The sequence below is a fragment of the Secundilactobacillus silagei JCM 19001 genome (assembly GCF_002217945.1).
Classification (GTDB): Bacteria; Bacillota; Bacilli; order Lactobacillales; family Lactobacillaceae; genus Secundilactobacillus; species Secundilactobacillus silagei.
The window spans coordinates 141,935-160,976 of the sequence record NZ_BCMG01000005.1 but is presented as its reverse complement, the minus strand read 5'-3'; the positions used below and the strand labels follow the sequence as shown (position 1 = coordinate 160,976).

Sequence of the window (19,042 nt, the reverse complement as noted above, 5' to 3'; positions counted from 1 at the left end):
GGGTGTTAATAGCGCCTTTAGTTGCAGGTTGGCGTATAATGGTCTGCTGGTAGATGAAGCATGAGGTCAGCTTAAAAGTTGTAAGTAAAAATAAAGGAGCAGCATATGATTACATTAAAGTCAGCACGTGAAATTAAACAGATGCGCGCATCAGGCGCGGTTTTAGCAGGTGTCTTAAATGGTCTTGAAGCCGTTATTAAACCGGGCATTTCAACCTGGGAAATTGAAAAATTTGCCAATTCTTACATTGAAGGCCACGGCGCTACTGCGGAAGAAAAGGGCTTTGAAGGTTATAAATACGCGACTTGCGTGAACGTCAACGATGAAGTGGCCCACGCAACGCCTAGAAAGGCCTTGATGTTGAAGTCCGGTGACGTGGTTGCAGTCGATCTGGTTGTGAACCTGAACGGCTTTTTGAGTGATGCCTGTCGTAGTTACGCTGTGGGTGAAATCTCAAAAGACAGCCAACGTCTGCTTGATGTTACTAGGGAATCACTGTACCGCGGTATTGATCAAGCCGTGATCGGTAACCGCCTGGGCGATGTTGGTGCAGCCATTCAACAATATGTGGAAACGGAAAACCACATGGGCGATGTGCGTGAATTAATTGGTCACGGGATTCAGCCCACAATGCATGAACAACCGGACGTGCCAGCCTATGGTGTGGCGGGTAAGGGCCTGCGATTGCGCGAGGGGATGACCATTACCATTGAACCCATGGTCAATTTAGGCACCCGTGAGATTCGGTCAATGGAAACGGCTGACCATTCTTGGGAATACTATGTCACTGCTGACGGGAAACCATCAGCTCAGTTTGAGCATACTTTAGTGATTACTCAGGACGGACCGAAAATCTTGACTTCTCAGGATCCGGTTAGAGACGCTAAGTACCTATAAGTAGGTCCTCTAAACAGTTTTTCAAAAGTAAACAAAATTTGTGGCAAATCCCATTAACACCGTTATACTGGTTTTATAAGAGTGGGGTGAGGGTAAGTTATGGATCAAGTACTGTTATTAATTATTATTTTAGCTGTGGTGGTGCTCGCCAATATTTTGTCGCGGCACGTCACGGCTATTCCATTGCCATTTTTTCTAATTATATTGGGGTTACTGCTGGCATTACTACCAGCTTATAAGGGGTTTCATTTAGACCCATCAACGTTTGCGTTTGCGATTATTGCCCCGATGCTATTCAATGAAGCGCAGAACAGCTCCCGGTTTTGGATCGGACGCTCGATTACTAATATCTTGTCGTTAGCCGTTGGACTGGTAGTGGTCACGGTGCTCATTGTTGGGACGAGTGTTCATGCGCTTTACGTAATCTTGCCGCTGAGCTTAAGTTTTGCTTTGGTTGCCATCGTGGCGCCTACCGATGCTTCTGCGGTGAACTCGATTTTCGAAGCGAACCCAATTGCGGAAGAACAGGCGGCCACTTTACAGCATGAATCGCTGTTTAACGATGCTGCCGGGATCGTTATTTTTGATATGGCCTTGGCGGCTTATATGTCAGGCAAGTTCTCAATTGGCACGGCCGTTGGCATGTTTGCCTGGGAATTTCTTGGCGGCCTGTTATTTGGTGCCTTCATCGGTGTGATGGTGGTCAGTTCGCGACTATTTCTGATTCGGCATAACGATGACACACCGTTGATCATGGTACTGATTCAGCTGTTAACACCATTTCTGGTGTATTTGTTAGCTGAAAAATTGGCTTTGTCCGGTATTTTGGCAGTTGTTGCAGCCGGAATGGTTCAGGGATCCGAACGGGATAAATTGCGCTTGACGTCATCGCGAATGCAGATCGTGACCAGCAACGTCTGGGAAATTCTCAGTGGCGTTTTATCCGGGACGGTGTTCGTGCTCTTAGGGCTTTCGCTACCAGACGTGATTCGGGCTTTAAACGCCCACGCGGATACGCAGATCACGATTCCTAAGTTATTATTATTAGGCCTTTTCTTGTATGCTTTAAAGGGCATTATTCGCTTGTTATGGACCCGCTTTTTACTCAAACGGCGGACGAAGAGTGATCATATCTGGCGTGATAGTTTGGTCATGGCACTGAGTGGAGCTAACGGGACGATTACGTTGTCCTTGGCTTTTTCAATTCCAACCATGGTCAACGGGCATGCGTTCTTGTTGCGGGGACCGTTGATCTTTCTGGCCGCCGTCGTGATTTTAACCAGTTTACTGCTGCCAACCATTTTTGTACCGTTACTACTGCCAAGTCAGAAGTCAACGCAGCCACGGTATAAGTGGGTTCGGCGGATGATTCAAGCCGGTATCAGTGATTTAGTTGCGGAAAAGGAACATCCAGCAGAGGCTCAGATCGTCATTGATTCACTTCAGCAGGCCTTGATCTTGGATGCGACACCGAATTTACGGATCGAACGGCAAATTATGAAACAGGTACACAAAGTTGAAAGCCAAAAGATCCAGGAAATGTTTGAAAAGGGTCAAATCACAGAAGATGAAATGACTTACTACAATAAATTCTTAGAGCTAAACCATTTTTCCGCAGATGAAAAAGTCTGGAAGAACGTGTGGCTGCGAATTCGCTTTAGTCTCCATATTGGGACGCTCTACAAAGACCTGCACCGCGCACAGGAAGCCTTTTTGACTGCCCCGGTGGCGCTGGAAGAAGTTTATTGGCGTGAGGCGTTTGAAAAACATGGCGAAGATATTTTACCCATTGAAGAAGCCGGTTTTGAAGCGGTGATGGATTATCTGAAGCGTAATAGCGGTGAAAATGGGGTTGAAACTAACCTTGTTCGGCGCTTTTATCGGACGCGCCACCGTCGAATTCGTGGCGGGGATGTCGATCCCAACATGGTCTACCAGCTCTTCATGCGTGCCTTCCATGCGGAATATGAACTGATTCAGCGGGCAATCGCTAAGGGCGATATTTCCGCGGATCTCGCAGAAAAATTGCAGCAGCGGATTTCCTTTGACGAAATTACTTATATTCAAAATAGCGAATCGTATCGATAAAAAAGGTTTGAATTTGCTGTGTGAAATTAGTAACATATAGGTATGAAATGAATCCTGTTGGGGGGATTACATGAATAAGGGTAGAGTTGAAGCATTTACGGATGCTGTCGTGGCCATCATTTTGACCATCATGATCTTGGAATTTAAAACACCAGAGTCACTTCAATTCTCAGCAGTTTACGAAAATCTGCCTTATTTTGCGTCGTATGTTGTGGGCTATATTTTTGTGGGTGTTGCTTGGTACAATCATCACTACATGTTTTCGGTTTCTAAACGGATCACCAAAAAGGTGTACTGGATGAACAACTTCTGGTTATTTTCAACGTCATTTTTGCCAGTCGCAACTGCTTGGGTTGGCCGTGGTCTGAACGCCTTTGGTCCAGAAGCTTTTTATACGATTGTTTACGTGATTTGGACGATCTCTTATATTTTGCTGAGCCGTTCGCTGATTCAGGCCAACCATCTGGCTCATGCTGATGAGGCAGCGGAAAAGATTAAGTCGATGCCGATGTATCGAGGTTTAACCAATTGGTGGTACATCGTTGGGTTAGTCATTTTGGATGTGTTAGCCCTGCGCTTCTTCCCAGCCCTGCAGCTGGTATTTATGGCAGGTAGCGTGATCTTTGTTGGCGCACGTTCTAATGCTGATAGTGATAAATTATTCTAAAGTAGTGCGATAGGAGATGGTCTTTTGATTGCTTATACGTTGAAGATTCGCAACAAGGTAACTTCACGCGATATCGTGGTTTCATATCGCGCCACAATGGATGATGAACAGAAGGATTTAACGACGGGGTCAATGAAATTCAATCTTGAAACTGCCAACGTTAACTATCTGACGAACAGTCAGTTTGTGTTAGGCATTATTGAAACCGTGATTTTGCGGCTTAATCAAGAGTGCAAGCTTGATCGAATCGAAGTTGATCAATCGGCTAACCGGCTGCAGTTACAGGTACCAAAATTGTCAGAGTTTAGGACCTATATCCAGTCGCATCACTTACTCAGTCACGTTGCCCAATCGTGTGTGGCTAATGGCCATCAGGCAATCAACGTGTCGATTTCCACACCGTTTAAATTAGGATAGTTACTGATAAAGCTCATTTCGGTGGGCTTTTTTTGTGACCTTTTTTACGCACTGCCTTGGTGTAGAAAATAGACTGATTAATACCAGGAATCGTTAGGTGGAAGTAATTGTAAACTTATAGATAAAATTAATGATTTCTTCCTAAGTGAAACTTATCATTAGAAAACAACAAACAATAAGAAGCTGATTTACTATCCTCACAGCTTAAAAAAATATATCTATTTGGAATATTTAGATTTATATTTTAATGATTTTGAGTTATACTTTTCAACGTAGAAAATGCATTATCGCTTTTATAAAGTGAGCAGACTGGTTAAGCCATAAATTGATGATGCTCACGTGGGAGGAATTATTGATGAAGAAGAGTTGGGTTAAAAGGGTATTTAGGGACACTCTATTGCTCATTTTTGCACTAGTAAGTGTAAGTACCTTAGGTCAAGTTAAGGCAGCTGCGTTGGCGGATGGGTCGTATACTGTACCAGCGGAAGCCATTAATAAGGATACGGGGGGTTCTAGTGCAGCCGGGGCCTTTCTCGGGGACACAGCAAACGTTGTTGTAAATAATGGGACCTACAAGATATCAGTGCCGATAACTTCGATGGGGCAAGCCGCTTTAAAGAGTGCCTCTGTTGGTCAAAGTTCAGTTTTAGATGGTTCGAACTTAACGTTTATGATGTCTGATGAAACACCGAAAGTCCAAGTCGATTACCACATCGTAGTTGCGATGCTTCATCTTGATAAGACAACTTCTGCGTATGAAGCGTTTGATTGGTCAAAGGTGATGGCTGTCAAGGGTTCGGGTAGTTTGGATTCTTCAACTACCAATGTAGGCGGTTCTTCAGCGTCAAGTAACTCTGCATTTTCAAGCGCTAGCAGTTCTTCATCATCGAGCGTTTTCTCATCTTCATCGTCAAGTAGTTCTGCATTATCGAGCAGTTCTTCATCATCGAGTAGTTTTTCATCTTCAAGTGTTAGCAATTCATTACCATCAGGACCCAATACGGCTCAAGTTAGTAAATTGAATTACACGGTTTTTCAAGCCGACGACAAATCAACTTCTGCGGCCAATCAGTTCTATACTCATGAAGCAGAAGTTGAAAAATTAGCTGATGGATCTTATCAGGTCACCATGCACGTGCAATATGATAAGAATTCCGGCATGTCAGCTAAGGGCTTTGTGCCACTGACAGTGAATAATCAAAAGGTTTCTAACGTTAACTATGGGTCAACGGCTAAAGCGTATACTGCTAGTTTTAGTTTCACCGCTCCGACACTTGATGCACTAATCCAAGCATCCGTTAAAAGTACGATTCATGTATCAGTGCCAACGATGGGTATGAGTTCTGATTTTGATGTTTACTATCATTTTATTGATGCTTCTACTGCTGGTGGAACTGGTACAACCAAGGCGGCGAAGACAACTACTTCCGGTACTAATGATTCTTCAACTCCTGGTACTGGTAGTCCTTCCATATCATCAGGATCTACTTCAGTAACCGACACGCATAAAGTTAGCAAAATGCGTTACACGGTCCTTCAAGCCAACGATAAATCAACTTCTGAGGCTAATAAATTCTATACCCATGAAGCGGATGTGAAAAAGCTGGCCAATGGGTCTTATCAAGTCACCATGCACGTGCAATACGGTAAAAATTCCGGTATGTCAGCTAAGGGATTTACGCCACTGACAGTGAATGGCCAAAAAGTTTCTCACGTTAATTATGGCTCGACGGCTAAAACGTATACCGATAGCTTCAGCTTCACTGTTCCCACACTTGACGCATTGACTCAGGCCCCCGTTAAAGGCACGATTCATGTGTCAGTGCCAATGATGAGCATTAGTTCTGATTTTGAGGTTTACTATCATTTTACTGGCGCTTCTGCTACTGGTGGTACTGATACAACTCGTGCAGCAAAGACAACTGTTCCCGACACTAGTGCGGTTTCAGGTCGAAGTGCCAATTCAGGGGCTAAAGCCCACGTAGTAGCGCGTTCGTCCAGCAGATTACCACAAACTAGTGATGTGCAAAGTGGCACAGCAGTGGTTGGCATTATCAGTCTGGTCTTAGTGGTGACGACGGCAATGATTAGAAAGAAATCAGCTCAATAGTTTCAGTCAAAATACTATCCCAGCTTATTTTGGTGTGATGGTTTTAAGAGTGAAATACGGTTTGTTCATTAGGAAGCGAGGTAAGATCATGAAACATCTAAAGTGGGTGATCGGCTGGTTAGCTTTTCTCACCTTGGGATTACTGTTTTCAGTGGCCAGCACAACTGCTCAAGCCAAGGCAATCAACTATCAGGCTTTAAAATATCAGACGAATCAAACGTCAATGGCTAGCGGTTATTTTGTGAAACCGGCTAGTGTTAAAGTGGTACATCATAAATACGTGGTCACTATGCGAATTAAGACCGCTAAAAAATTATCTACGGATCCAGTCAAAGTATTATCCATTAACGGTGGTGCACCCAAAAACGTGCGTCGAGTGAAGGATCATGCAGGCAACACCAACCTGTATTATTCATTTACGACAACTAATCTGAAGCAACGAATCACTGCCAAATTAGCGATTAACGTGCCAATGCTATACCATGCCAAACATTTGATCTCATTCAAATTCAATACGAAAGGGTTACCGAGTTTAAAAGGTAAAGCGGTTGTCACTGCCGCTACAGTAAAAGTGACGGGTACGACTGCGGTTAATAAGAGTCAGCGGATAACGGGCAATAAACGGTCTAAGAGCAGTCGGCCCAAGGACAGACAGGTTAAGCAGCTAGATCAGCGTAAATCAGCCAGCAAACAGGCTGTTTCAAGCCAACCATCAACTATTCATTCGTCGTCAGCTTCAAGTCAGACAACGCCTGCAACCAAGACTAAACAACCGTCAGCTAACACCCAAAAAATTGCAGCGGTCAAAAAAGATCACAGTCAAGTAACTTCTCGCGGGCCATTGCTAATTGCGGGGGTCGTTGTGATTATCGCCGTTGTGGTGGGTGGTAGTCTGATGGTGATGAAGAAGCAAGAATAGGGTTGTAAGTCTTATAATCAGAAATTTAATTATTTACTAATTGCGGTGCAAGCCGCTTTTTTTGTCTTAAATTTTAAAAATAGTTGGCAATTTAGCCGAACTATTGTTAAATAATAGATATAACCGTTCGGATAGCGGTTATTATAAAAGAGGGAAGAAGTTGATTAGGGTTGAAAGAGCTTAGGATTAATTCAGCGTACACCGTCGCTGCGATAAGTGTTTTAATGGCGATGCAAGTCGTGCTTGGCAGTCTTTTATCGATTCAATTTTTGATCACTAAGATTACGTTTTCATTTATTGTCACGGCCATTATGGCGCGGTTATTTCCGCCGAAATTAACGGCTACTGCCACGGCCATGTCTAATTTGATTGGGATGCTATTATTTCCTAAATTTAGTTTTTTCTTTGGTTTTCTGATTACCGCCGCGCTTACAGGCTACACGTTTGGCAAATTATTTTACCAAAAGCCGGTTAAATTATGGCGAATCATCACAGCATCATTCATTGTGACGATCGGTTGGAACCTGTTTCTGAATAGTCTCTGGCTCCATATCATGTACGGAATGACCTGGAACGTCCTGTTCACCACTCGAGTACCGCAAGAATTACTCTCGTTTGCCATTTATACGGTTGTGATCTCAATCGTGTTTAAAGTCTTACCGATTGAGCGGTTAACAAATCGCTAAGATTGTATCAAAAAGAACCTGAAAATTTAATTTCCAGGTTCTTTTTGATTTATTTGTTTTCTGAATGGTATCGATTCCGTACTACACTGTGGCGGTAGCCATAACTGAAGTAGAAGATTAAACCGATCACCAGCCAAATGAAGAAGGCAATCCAAGTGAATGATTTCAATTCAAACATTAAAATGACACACAGGATAAACGAAACGATTGGTAGAACGGGATAAAAGGGCACTTTGAAGGCTGAATCAAGTTCTTTAAATTCAGGGTTCCGCCGTAGAAAGACGATTCCGATTGAGACCATCGCAAAGGCAAACAGCGTCCCGATGTTGACCAGTTCAGTGATCTTATCGATTGGGATCACACAGGCGAAGAAACTGCCCAAAATACCAAACAGCCAGGTGTTCGTCACTGGCACGTGAGTTTTAGTACTTAACCGACTGAAGACCCGTGGCAGAAGGCCATCACGGCTAATGGCGAAGACCAGTCGCGTACCCCCGTATAAGAACACCATGAGCACGGTGGTCATCCCAATCACGGCCCCTAAGGACACGATACCGGAGACCCAGTTTTGGTGGATAAAGTGCAGTGCGTAAGCCACTGGATCAGCCACGTTTAAGTGCGTATACTTGACCATCCCCACAAGGACAAGTGATAAGGCGATGTAGAGCACCGTAGCAATCAACAGGGAGCCAATGATGCCAAGTGGGACGTTTTTTTGCGGATTCTTGACTTCCTCGGCCGCGGTAGAGACCGCGTCAAACCCGATGTAGGCGTAAAACGCAACGGCAGCTCCTGAAACCACGCCTTTCATGCCAAATGGCAAGAAGGGATGATAGTTTTCAGGTCGGATGTAGAAGACCCCGACAACGATGAACAAGATGATCACGATAATTTTAAGAATTACCATGATGGCGTTGATCTGTGCTGATTCACGAACCCCGCCAATCAATAGGAACGAAAGCAACATGATGATGATAAAGGCAGGCAGGTCAAAGATGGCGTGAGGCATACCAGCGGTGCCGTACGCTGCCCGAAACGCCTCTGGCAGATACCAGTGAAAACCAGCTAAGATGTTTTGAAAATACGACGACCAGCTTGCTGCAACCGCTGAAACGGAGAATAAGTATTCCGAAACTAACGCCCAGCCTAATATCCAAGCGATAAATTCCCCGAAAACAGCGTATATGTATGTATATGCGCTACCAGCTAGTGGAATGGTTGATGAAAATTCCGAATAGCAGAGTGCGGCCAACGAACAAACGATTGCGGCCACAACGAACGACAAAAACGCACCGGGCCCCGCATACTTGGCGGCAATGATTCCGGGAGTAATAAAAATCCCAGCACCAACGATTGCGCCGACGCCCATTGTAATCAGACTAAAAGCTGTAAGGGACTTTTCCAGCCCAGTCTTCTTATAAAGATCAGTTTTGATGTCTTTACGAAGGAAGAGCGTGGAAGTTTTCTTTTTATGATCCATTTCCAAACTCCTTTCATGAAATGAATAAAATATTAATACATGAATATAATATCCTATTATACATCAAATTTTAATAAAAAGAGATGTTAAATGAGAATTGATTTAATAAAGCGTTTTCTAAAACCGATAATGACAAAAAATCACTATTTTTCTTGTGCTTTATATCGAGATGTTATAGAATGCAACAAGTGAGGTTACCACGGTAGCCCAGTTCGATCATAAAAGAAGAGTAGTCGGTTAGTGATGGACAGCGAGTTCGGGATGATGGAAGCCGAATGATCACGCTGATGAAGCGCGCTTTTTAGAATGACATTGTTATAAGTTGAGTGGATAGTAATATCAACAAGAGTGGTACCGCGGGTAGTCTCGTCTCTTACATGTTTAAGTGTAGGAGGGGGACTTTTTTTATTGCCCCGATATTACAAGGAGTTTAACCGCAGTCAAAATTTATTACGTGAGGAGTTAATATTATGGATTACAAACAAGTCGTTGCTGATACGTTAGCACCAGCATTAACGGATGTGCTTTCAGCAGCAGACATCTACCAAAAAATTGAACGGCCCAAGGATACGAGCAAAGGGGACTACGCTTTTCCAGCCTTTACCTTAGCTAAGACCTTTAAGAAGGCCCCGCAGCAAATTGCTAGCGACCTAGTTGAAAAAATTGATACCAGTAAATTTGAGAAGGTTGAAGTTGCTGGTCCTTACCTGAACTTCTTCTTGGATAAGGCCGCTTTTAGCGCGCAAATTCTAGGCGAAGTTTTGACGGCTGGTGCAGACTATGGTCAAAATCAGTCCGGTAATAACGGTAACGTGCCGATCGACATGTCATCACCTAACATTGCCAAGCCAATTTCCATGGGTCACTTACGTTCAACCGTGATTGGTAATTCGATTGCTGAAATTTTACGGAAAAACGGCTACAACCCGATCAAGGATAATCACTTGGGCGACTGGGGCACTCAGTTTGGTAAGCTGATCACCGCTTACTTGAAGTGGGGGAACGAAGCCGACGTTAAGAAAGACCCAATCACTAACCTGGTTAAATACTACGTGAAGTTCCATAAAGAAGACGTTGAACATCCAGAGTTGGACGATGAAGCCCGGGAATGGTTCAAGAAGCTTGAAGACGGTGATGAACAAGCGCGTCACCTCTGGTCATGGTTCCGTGATGAATCCTTAAAGGCCTTCAAGACCATCTATGACAAGTTGGGTGTTAAATTTGACACCTACAATGGTGAAGCTTTCTACAATGACAAGATGCAAGCCGTCATTGATGACTTAAAGCAAAAGGGTCTGCTAAAAGAATCTCAAGGCGCCCAAGTAGTTGACCTGGAAAAGTATAATTTGAATCCCGCATTGATCTTAAAGAGTGACGGGGCCTCACTTTACATCACCAGAGATATTGCGACCGCGGTTTACCGTGAAAACACCTATCACCCAGCCATGAACCTTTATGTGGTTGGTTCTGAACAAATGTACTACTTTAAGCAGTTAAAGGCCGTTTTAACTGAAATGGGCTTACCATCCGCTAAGAACCTGCACCATATTCCGTTTGGTCTGATCACCGTTAACGGTAAGAAGCTGTCAACGCGTTCTGGCCGGATTATTTTGCTGGATGCCGTGCTGGATGATGCGATTGAAATGGCGCAAAAGCAGATTGCGGAGAAGAACCCTGACTTACCTAACAAGGATCAGGTGGCTAAGCAGGTCGGTGTTGGCGCCATTATCTTCGGTGATCTGAAGAACGAACGGATGAACAGCATTGACTTTAACCTGGCAGAACAATTGAAGTTTGAAGGCGAAACTGGTCCTTACGTTCAATATGCGCATGCCCGTGCTGAAAGCATCTTGCGTAAAGCAAGTGACGTAACCGTTCCAACCAGTGACGCTAAGATCTCTGACCCAGAAGCTTGGGAAACCATAAAGGCGTTGGCCGACTTCCCCGATGTTATTGTGGAAGCCCTAAAGGAATTTGAACCTTCAGATGTTGCCAAATACGCGATTCGGTTAGCTAAGGCCTTCAACAAATACTACGCGCACTCTAAGATTTTGGCTGACGACGCAGAAAAGCCTGCCCGTTTGGCGTTAGTTAAGAGTGTCTCAACTGTTTTGAAAGAAGCCCTTCGTCTATTAGGCGTTGAAGCTCCGGACGAAATGTAATTAACTTTATATATACTGATGCGGCTGGAAGAAATTCCAGTCGCATTTTTGGGTTGTGCCAATATTAGAAACGGATTAGGCTGATGTCGTGATCGGTCGAGTAGTAACCCAAGTATTCCTGCATTTATATTAGTTACTGTGAAGACAAATTGGGGACAGTAAACCGAATTTTAACTTTCAGGTGACTAATTTATATTCTAAATTATACTAACATTGAATACTTATTTAAAATCTTGCTTTCTTTTCGTTTTTCATTTTGTTATAATAATCACAGTATTTAGTTCAGTTGAAGGGGGCTGCATTAGGATGAAAAAAAGTATTCGTCAATCACGGATTGAACAATTGATCAATCAGTATCCGATCGGTACACAAGAAGACCTAATGCGTCATCTAAATGAAATTGGGATTAAGGCGACGCAAGCAACAATCTCACGTGATATTCGCGAGATGCAGGTTGTCAAAGCCCAAGATGGCCATGGACACTTGCGTTACACGATTTTTAAACCCGGCAATAAATCTGAAGAAGAACACCTGCGCGAAACTATTAACGAAGTGGTTATCGGTTTGACACGAATCGAATTTATGAACGTGATCAAAACGTTACCCAGTAATGGCAATTTGTTAGCCGCAATTTTAGATGATTTAAAGTTACCTGAGGTTGTGGGGACGTTAGCGGGGCATGATACGATTTTAGTTATTAGTCCAAATGCTGAAGTTGCTCAGCAACTAAACGATGAAATCGCTGAAAATATGAACCCAGATATTGTTCATTAATCGCTTACGGGTATAAAACACGCCACCATTGGCGTGTTTTTTGTTTAAGGACTGTTAAAATTTGGAGCGTAATTTAGCTGCATTTACATAATATGATAGAATTGATGAAGCAAATCTTTTACTTATTTGAGGGAAACGAATGAAGAATAATCGGGGAAATCAATCAAATCAAGGGTTTAAAGCGATGATGTCGCCGTATTATCAACGGTTTAAAAGTCATTTTGGTAAGTTTTGGCATCGTTATCAGCTGACCCGCTGGATTATTGTCGCCATTTTAGCGCTGATCTTTGTCGTCAGTGCGACGCTGACATTTCAAGCTAAGACGGCTAATGTGGGCGATTTGAAGGCACAACTGGAAAAGACTACTTATATTTATGATAAAAGTGGTCACAAGGCGGGCTCGCTTTACGCTCAAAAAGGGACGTATGTACCCTTAGCAAAAATTTCACCAAACGTGCAACATGCGGTGATTTCTACTGAAGACCGTAATTTTTATCACGAACACGGTTTTTCGGTTAAAGGGATTGCGCGGGCTTTTTTCCTGCTTGCTAAAAATAAGTTACTTCATCGCGACTATATTAGCGGCGGTGGCAGTACGCTGACACAACAATTGGTGAAGAATGCGTTTTTGACGCAGCAGCAGACCATGACGCGTAAATTAAAGGAAATTTTTCTAGCCATTGAAGTTGAAAACGTGTATTCAAAGCAGGATATTTTGTCCATGTACCTGAATAATGCTTACTTTGGCAACGGTGTCTGGGGTGTCCAGGATGCGGCACACAAGTATTTTGGAACGGATGCAGAAAATCTGACCGTACCGCAGTCAGCGGTGTTAGCCGGGATGCTGACTTCACCAAGCGGGTTTAACCCAATTGATCATCCGCAAGCCTCCAAGGACCGGCGTAACGTAGTCCTGGGATTGATGGCTGAAACGGGCGATATCACTAAATCTCAGGCAACTACTTATCAACAAACACCGTTAACCACCGCGGACACGTATCAGTATAAGGATTCGTACCGTTATCCTTACTACTTTGATGCCGTGATCGACGAGGCGATTTCTAAGTATGGGTTAACGGAGTCAGACATCATGAATCATGGGTACAAAATTTACACGTATTTGGATCAAAATTACCAGTCACGGCTGCAGGAAAACTTTAAGAACGGTTATCTGTTCCCGCAAAACGCTGCTGACGGCACCAAGGTTCAAGCAGCTTCCGTAGCGGTCAATCCAAATAATGGCGGCGTGATGGCCGTGGTCGGTGGCCGTGGCAAGCACGTGTTCCGGGGCTATAACCGGGCAACTCAGATCAAACGGCAGCCAGGCTCGACGATTAAACCCTTAGCGGTCTATACACCAGCACTTGAGAACGGCTATTTCTATGATTCGCAATTACAAAATAAAAAAACGTCGTATGGTACTAACCACTACACGCCGAAAAATTATAACAACGTTTATTCTGGCAAGATTCCAATGTACGAGGCACTGGCCAACAGTGTCAACGCACCCGCGGTTTGGCTGTTAAATAAAATCGGTGTTAATAAGGGCTATGAGTCAGTTAAAAAGTTCGGGCTACCAGTTAACAAGTCTGATAAGAACTTGGCCTTGGCGCTGGGTGGCTTGAGCAAAGGGGTCTCGCCACAGGAATTAGCGGGAGCTTATACGGCGTTTGCCAATAACGGGACGCGGACAGATACCCACTACATCCGTAAGATCGTGGATGCTTCAGGTAATGTGGTCGTTGATAATCCGAAGGTGACAACCCATAAAGTCATGTCACCAAAGGTTGCCAAGCAAATGACCAGTATGATGCTGGGCGTCTTCAATAGCGGAACTGGTGTTGACGCTAAGCCATACGGGTACTCAGTCGCCGGTAAAACCGGGAGTACTGAGGCCGATGCCACGGGTGATGGTGATGCGACCCGTGATAAATGGATCGTGGGATACACACCAGACGTGGTCTTAACGACCTGGGAAGGTTTTGACAGTACTAACAGCAGCCACCATTTGGAAAACTTGAGTGGTACGGGTGTTGGTCCCTTGTTCAAGACGGAAATGGAAGAAATCTTACCCTATACGAAACAAACTCATTTTGATACGCAGGATGCTTCAACCTTGGCAAAGGCGTCGAAGTCTGATAATAATTTATGGGACAACGTGCAGCAGGGCGCTGGCAGCGTGGGTGATCAAATTCAGCAGGGTGCTAATAACGCTGCAAACACCGTTAAAAAGTGGTGGCAGAATACGTTTGGGTAGAGTGTGTAGTCAGGCGTCTAGCGACCGGTGTATAAGCCAGCCCGCCATAAACCCCGGTTTTGGGTTTGTGGCGGGCTGGCTTATATGCAGGTCGCTGCCTGACGAAACACGTTTAAGCTAGGTAAGATTAAAGAGCTCTCCGTTTTTGGGTTTGTGGTGGGGCTTACTATATGCAGGTATCGCTGCCTGACGAAACACGTTTAGCTAGGTAAAATTGAAGCACTTTCATGCCCCAGCTTTCGCCCACTTTCAATTCATGATACAATATGAAAGTATTGAAGACAGGAGGATGCTTTTTATGGCAGACATTGAAAAAACCGCTGGTGAATTACGTGAGGAGCTAGCTAGTTCCGATGAATTTACGGCATTACAAAGTGCTTATAACACAATGAAGGCTGATTCTGAAGCCTATGATCTATTCAAGAAGTTTCAGGAATTACAGTTGAAGCTGCAGCAAAAACAGATGCAGGGTCAACAGCCTGATCAAGACGAAATGAAGCAGGCTCAAGATATGGCAACCAAAGTTGGTGCTAAGGACGTTATCAAAGATTTGATGGAAAAAGAAAAGGACGTCAATCAACTGCTGGCAAGACTGAATAACGACATTACAAAACCGATTCAAGACCTGTATCAAAGCTAAAACAGAGTCTTATCAGTGATTAAATAGATCAAAAACGTCGAAGAATTTTCTTCGGCGTTTTTTAGGAGTGACAAAGAGTGAAGTTTATTCATGCAGCGGATTTACATTTAGACAGTCCGTTTGAAGGGCTGCAGCATTTGCCTAAAACCCTCTGGCAACGAGTTCACGAGGCACCGTTCAAGGCGACCGAAAAAATGGTTACAGACGCGATCGGCCAACAAGTCGACTTCGTTTTACTGGTGGGGGATTTATTTGACCGCGAGACCCAGAGTGTTCAGGCCCAAGTCTTCTTAAATGAACAGCTGCAACGGCTAATCGATGCCAAGATTGCGGTATTAGTTTCATTTGGCAATCATGATTACATAACTGATGATCAGCAGCTATCTTTACCTGAGGGGGTCCGCGTCTTTGGCAGTGACGTGACAACTGAAATGCTTACCACGCACGACCATACCCGAGTGGCCATCAGTGGGTTTAGCTATGCTGACCGCTGGCTGGAAGAAGACGTGGTGCCGCAGTTTCCAAGTCGTGGCACAGCTGACTTTCAAATCGGTATGCTGCATGGTGCCGTTAAGCAGGGCGCGGTCAATCACTACGCCCCGTTTGCAGTCAGTGAATTAGCTGCGACCCACTATGATTACTGGGCCTTGGGTCACATTCATAAGCCCAGTGTGCTATCCGAACAGCCACCGATCATTTACGCGGGCACGCTTCAGGGACGTCATAAACTGGAATCGGGTGAACACGGTTATCAGCTGGTCAGCAGTCAAGGACAGCAGTTAAACCATCAATTTGTCCCGGCAGATTCGCTGCGCTGGTCGTCGCTATCGTTAACGGTGGATGAGACGACTACGGATGTTAAGTTAATTGAGACCGTGCAGGCAGCTCTTAAGGCAGTCAAACCAGACGTGTTTGAACTGATCGAACTTAAACTAACCGGAATCGAAAAACTTTCGGCCAGTATGCTGAGCCGGTTAAACGACGGCACTTGGCTGGAACGCTTTGATCAGACTCAAAAAAGAACTTATCAGCAATCTCACACTTGGGTCTACGAAGTGACCGTTGCGCCAACTGATCAGCCGGTGCAGTACGCCAAATTAGATGCTGCCTTTTGGCAACGGGCGCAAGCAACGGTTTTTACGGCCGATAACGTGGAGATGACCGCCGGCAAATTAATGCAGTATCCATTCATTGCAGACCATTTACGCGATCCTCAAACCACTGCCAGATTAACTGATCGGGCTAAGAACGAACTGTTAGCGCAATCGCGCTTGGAGGATGACAACGATGCAGATCACGACAATTAAAATCTATGGGTTTGGTAAATTTCACGATACAACCATCGAATTGCCTGATCAATTCACACTCTTGTATGGTGAAAATGAAGCGGGTAAATCCACTCTGGTAGCCTTCATCACCAGTCTGCTGTTCGGCTTTGAAACCGCTAAGCACCGCTATGCCATGTACCGGCCAAAAGCCGGTTCGCAATACGGTGGCGAACTGTATTTTACCCATGACCAAACTAAGTACTGGCTTAAACGGGTGGGTGGTACGCACGGCGGTAAGGTGACCTTTCGTAATTTAACAACTGATACGCTGTTGACCAAAGATGACTTATCCCAATTATTACAGCCCTTAAATAAGGAATTATTCTATCAAATCTTTTGCTTTGGTGAACGGGAATTACAGGCGGTCTTTAATTTGACCCGCTTTGATCTCGTGAAACGGATTCAGCGCATTGGGGCGATTGGCAGTGAAAACTGGATCGGCTTGACCCAAAAACTCACGGCGACGGCTGGTGAGATCTACAAACCACGGGGTCGTGTTCAGCCACTGGTTCGCTTACTTCATGAATATGATGATCTGACGGCCAAAATTACCGCCGCTAAAGCGCAGTTTCAGCAGTACCAGACACTGCAGATCGATGCTCAGCAGACATCAAGCGACTTAACCGCGGTTCAAAAGCAGCTCACGCAGTTGACCCACCAGCAAGATCAATATCAGCGCTTAATTTCACTGTATCCGCAGTATCAGCAATTTAAAAACGACACACCTGTGCAAACGGCAAAACCGATCAGTACCGCTGATTGGCAAAAAGCGACCCGGTTAACGACCACGGTCAAACAGCTGCAGTCTGATCTGGCAACGCAGACGGAAACGGTTAAACAGCAAAAAGCGACCCAAGTTGCCAGTGACGCTCAGCAATTTTACACGGCACATCAGCAAACCATTGATCAACTAGCAGGGCAACTGCCTGCTATGCAGCAATCGCAACAGCAGCAACATCAAACTGAGGCGCAGTTAGCACAATTAGAGCAGCAGCTAACGGCATTGAACCAACAGTATGGGTCAGCACTAACTGACTTAAACCCATTAACTCCTAGCGAGCAGCAGCAAATTGAAGCTGCGTTTGATCAGCAGCAACATTTAAGTATTGAACGGGATTCCCGGGCGGATCAGCGACAGGCCCATCAAAAAACGTTTGCACAATTGCAGCAGCAAGCGGATACGGATACGTCTTCTGGAATGAGCTTAAAATGGCTGGTTGCGGGCGTGGGTGTTGTGCTGGTCGCCTTATTTGCCCTCAGTGGGGTACTGAAAACCATTGGTGGCATTCTTGGAATCGGTATCGCGGCTTACGGCATCTTTAAGCCGATCATCTCTGGCAATCAGCAGTCAGCCATTGATTCACAGTTGGCGTTACTGTCATCGCAGCTAGATGAGGATCGTCAGCAGCTAGCTAACCTAGACCAGCAGCTGATCGATGCGGATGCGCAGGTTACCCAGTTCGGTGCCGACCATCATTTGCAGGGGTTTGCGCCCGAACGGTGGCTGGACCTGCAAACTGACATTAGTCAGTATCAGGCAGCGACAGCCCAGCAAAACGCCCTTCAAGCACAGCATGACCAGACGAGTCAAAAGAGCCAATCCTTCTTAGCTCAGTGGCAGTTTGCGGCTGACGTGATTGGTCTAGCGGGCAGCAGTGACCAGCAGTTGCAGCAGCTTAGCCAGTTCCTGTCAGACAGACGCGATGAAGGTCAGCGCCTGCATTGGGCCAATGAATCCTTGACCACCAGTACCAAGCGTCAAGACCAGCTTCAGCAGCAATTAGAGACGCAGCAAGCTGCGCTGACACAACTATTAGATCAGTATGGGTTAACCACGTTTACGGCGTTTGAAACGCGTTATCAGCAGGATCAGGCAACTGCGCAGCAAAACGAACGGCTAAAAGTGTTAAATGCGCAATTGTCTCAGGCTGATCGGCAAATTTTAGATGCTGCTGCCTCTCAGACTGTCCTGGAACAAACCAGCCAGAAAATTCACGTGCAGTACCTGGAAAAACAGCAGCAGCAATCAGAACTGCTGACCCAGTCCAGCCAGCAGCATTATCAGCTGCAGCAGCTGGCTTCCAGTGATAAGTATCAGGCTTTGCTGCAGCACCAAGCGGATCTACAGACTGAGATCAACGGGTTAACGGATGACTGGCTGACCAAAAAGTTACTGATCAACTGGATCGACCAGACGTTAATCAATGCTTCACAAGGCCGGCAGCCGAAAATTATCAAGGTGGCGGAACGGTATTTTCAAGCGTTAACGGGTAATCGTTACCGGCAGATTAATTTTACGGATGCCACGGTTCAGGTGATTCGCGAAGATGATTTAACCTTTGACGTGGGGGAATTGTCCAGTGGAACTGCGGAACAGTTATACGTTGCGTTACGGTTTGCGTTTACGAAAGTCATGGCGGATGTGATCGCCATGCCGATCATTATTGATGACGCCTTCGTGAACTTTGACCGTTCGCGGACAAAAGCGGCACTGACGATGCTCAAACAGTTAGCCCAGACCAGTCAGATCATTTATTTGACGGCTAATCATGATAATTTAGCCTTGGTTGACGCGCATGAGGTCTATCAGCTGGCTGGAAAGTCGGTTTGAAAAACG

General features: G+C 45.1%; 14 protein-coding genes. 13 read left to right on the top strand and 1 reads right to left on the bottom strand.

The window, feature by feature from the left end; all coding sequences use genetic code 11:
• Window positions 1-105 precede the first annotated feature (105 nt).
• The 7 genes from map (at window position 106) to CES79_RS06340 (ending at window position 7,784) form a co-directional block, all read left to right on the top strand.
• Entirely contained in the window at window positions 106-897 is a 792-nt protein-coding gene (gene map / locus CES79_RS06370; protein ID WP_054654947.1) for a type I methionyl aminopeptidase, read from the top strand.
• 99 nt (window positions 898-996) lie between these two features.
• Complete coding sequence (locus tag CES79_RS06365) at window positions 997-2,985, top strand: cation:proton antiporter (RefSeq protein ID WP_089136656.1); 1,989 nt, start codon at window positions 997-999, stop codon at window positions 2,983-2,985.
• A gap of 70 nt (window positions 2,986-3,055) precedes the next feature.
• Entirely contained in the window at window positions 3,056-3,652 is a 597-nt protein-coding gene (locus CES79_RS06360; RefSeq protein WP_054654949.1) for a TMEM175 family protein, read from the top strand.
• Window positions 3,653-3,676: 24 nt separating this feature from the next.
• Window positions 3,677-4,069 carry a hypothetical protein gene (locus tag CES79_RS06355; RefSeq protein WP_054654951.1) on the top strand — a complete coding sequence of 131 codons (393 nt, stop codon included), beginning with the start codon at window positions 3,677-3,679 and terminating at the stop codon, window positions 4,067-4,069.
• Window positions 4,070-4,424: 355 nt separating this feature from the next.
• Window positions 4,425-6,179, top strand: coding sequence for an NEAT domain-containing protein (locus CES79_RS06350; RefSeq protein ID WP_159459470.1), 1,755 nt, complete (start codon window positions 4,425-4,427; stop codon window positions 6,177-6,179).
• Between the two features lie 88 nt (window positions 6,180-6,267).
• A complete protein-coding gene (locus CES79_RS06345; RefSeq protein ID WP_089136654.1) occupies window positions 6,268-7,098 on the top strand; it encodes an NEAT domain-containing protein in 831 nt (276 codons plus the stop codon).
• 170 nt (window positions 7,099-7,268) lie between these two features.
• Window positions 7,269-7,784, top strand: coding sequence for a folate family ECF transporter S component (locus CES79_RS06340; RefSeq protein ID WP_225362329.1), 516 nt, complete (start codon window positions 7,269-7,271; stop codon window positions 7,782-7,784).
• A gap of 49 nt (window positions 7,785-7,833) precedes the next feature.
• Here CES79_RS06340 and CES79_RS06335 read toward each other — a convergent pair whose 3' ends face one another.
• Window positions 7,834-9,264, bottom strand: coding sequence for an APC family permease (locus CES79_RS06335; protein ID WP_089136653.1), 1,431 nt, complete (start codon window positions 9,262-9,264; stop codon window positions 7,834-7,836).
• A gap of 470 nt (window positions 9,265-9,734) precedes the next feature.
• On the opposite strand from CES79_RS06335, the gene argS reads away from it, so the two are divergent.
• From argS to CES79_RS06305, 6 genes are all read left to right on the top strand, one after another.
• Window positions 9,735-11,426, top strand: a complete 1,692-nt coding sequence (argS, locus tag CES79_RS06330) for an arginine--tRNA ligase (protein WP_089136652.1) — start codon at window positions 9,735-9,737, stop codon at window positions 11,424-11,426.
• 306 nt (window positions 11,427-11,732) lie between these two features.
• Window positions 11,733-12,200, top strand: coding sequence for an arginine repressor (gene argR / locus CES79_RS06325; RefSeq protein WP_089108245.1), 468 nt, complete (start codon window positions 11,733-11,735; stop codon window positions 12,198-12,200).
• Window positions 12,201-12,339: 139 nt separating this feature from the next.
• The gene (locus CES79_RS06320; RefSeq protein WP_089136651.1) at window positions 12,340-14,457 is read left to right on the top strand and encodes a transglycosylase domain-containing protein; all 2,118 of its coding nucleotides are present in this window, start codon (window positions 12,340-12,342) and stop codon (window positions 14,455-14,457) included.
• A gap of 298 nt (window positions 14,458-14,755) precedes the next feature.
• On the top strand, window positions 14,756-15,097 hold the full coding sequence (locus CES79_RS06315) for a YlbF family regulator (RefSeq protein ID WP_054654959.1): 342 nt from the start codon (window positions 14,756-14,758) through the stop codon (window positions 15,095-15,097).
• Between the two features lie 77 nt (window positions 15,098-15,174).
• The gene (locus tag CES79_RS06310; RefSeq protein ID WP_089136650.1) at window positions 15,175-16,404 is read left to right on the top strand and encodes a metallophosphoesterase family protein; all 1,230 of its coding nucleotides are present in this window, start codon (window positions 15,175-15,177) and stop codon (window positions 16,402-16,404) included.
• Window positions 16,385-19,036 carry an ATP-binding protein gene (locus tag CES79_RS06305; RefSeq protein WP_159459469.1) on the top strand — a complete coding sequence of 884 codons (2,652 nt, stop codon included), beginning with the start codon at window positions 16,385-16,387 and terminating at the stop codon, window positions 19,034-19,036. Before CES79_RS06310 ends, CES79_RS06305 begins: the two co-directional genes overlap by 20 nt.
• The last annotated feature ends 6 nt before the right edge of the window (window positions 19,037-19,042 follow it).

Excerpts from the sequence above, each read along its gene's own strand:
- CES79_RS06365 (WP_089136656.1), top strand. The coding sequence starts at position 997 with ATGGATCAAGTACTGTTATTAATTATTATTTTAGCTGTGGTGGTGCTC.
- argS (WP_089136652.1), top strand. The coding sequence starts at position 9,735 with ATGGATTACAAACAAGTCGTTGCTGATACGTTAGCACCAGCATTAACG.
- argR (WP_089108245.1), top strand. The coding sequence starts at position 11,733 with ATGAAAAAAAGTATTCGTCAATCACGGATTGAACAATTGATCAATCAG.
- CES79_RS06350 (WP_159459470.1), top strand. The coding sequence starts at position 4,425 with ATGAAGAAGAGTTGGGTTAAAAGGGTATTTAGGGACACTCTATTGCTC.
- CES79_RS06345 (WP_089136654.1), top strand. The coding sequence starts at position 6,268 with ATGAAACATCTAAAGTGGGTGATCGGCTGGTTAGCTTTTCTCACCTTG.
- CES79_RS06315 (WP_054654959.1), top strand. The coding sequence starts at position 14,756 with ATGGCAGACATTGAAAAAACCGCTGGTGAATTACGTGAGGAGCTAGCT.
- CES79_RS06305 (WP_159459469.1), top strand. The coding sequence starts at position 16,385 with ATGCAGATCACGACAATTAAAATCTATGGGTTTGGTAAATTTCACGAT.
- CES79_RS06360 (WP_054654949.1), top strand. The coding sequence starts at position 3,056 with ATGAATAAGGGTAGAGTTGAAGCATTTACGGATGCTGTCGTGGCCATC.
- CES79_RS06320 (WP_089136651.1), top strand. The coding sequence starts at position 12,340 with ATGAAGAATAATCGGGGAAATCAATCAAATCAAGGGTTTAAAGCGATG.
- CES79_RS06335 (WP_089136653.1), bottom strand. The coding sequence starts at position 9,264 with ATGGATCATAAAAAGAAAACTTCCACGCTCTTCCTTCGTAAAGACATC.
- map (WP_054654947.1), top strand. The coding sequence starts at position 106 with ATGATTACATTAAAGTCAGCACGTGAAATTAAACAGATGCGCGCATCA.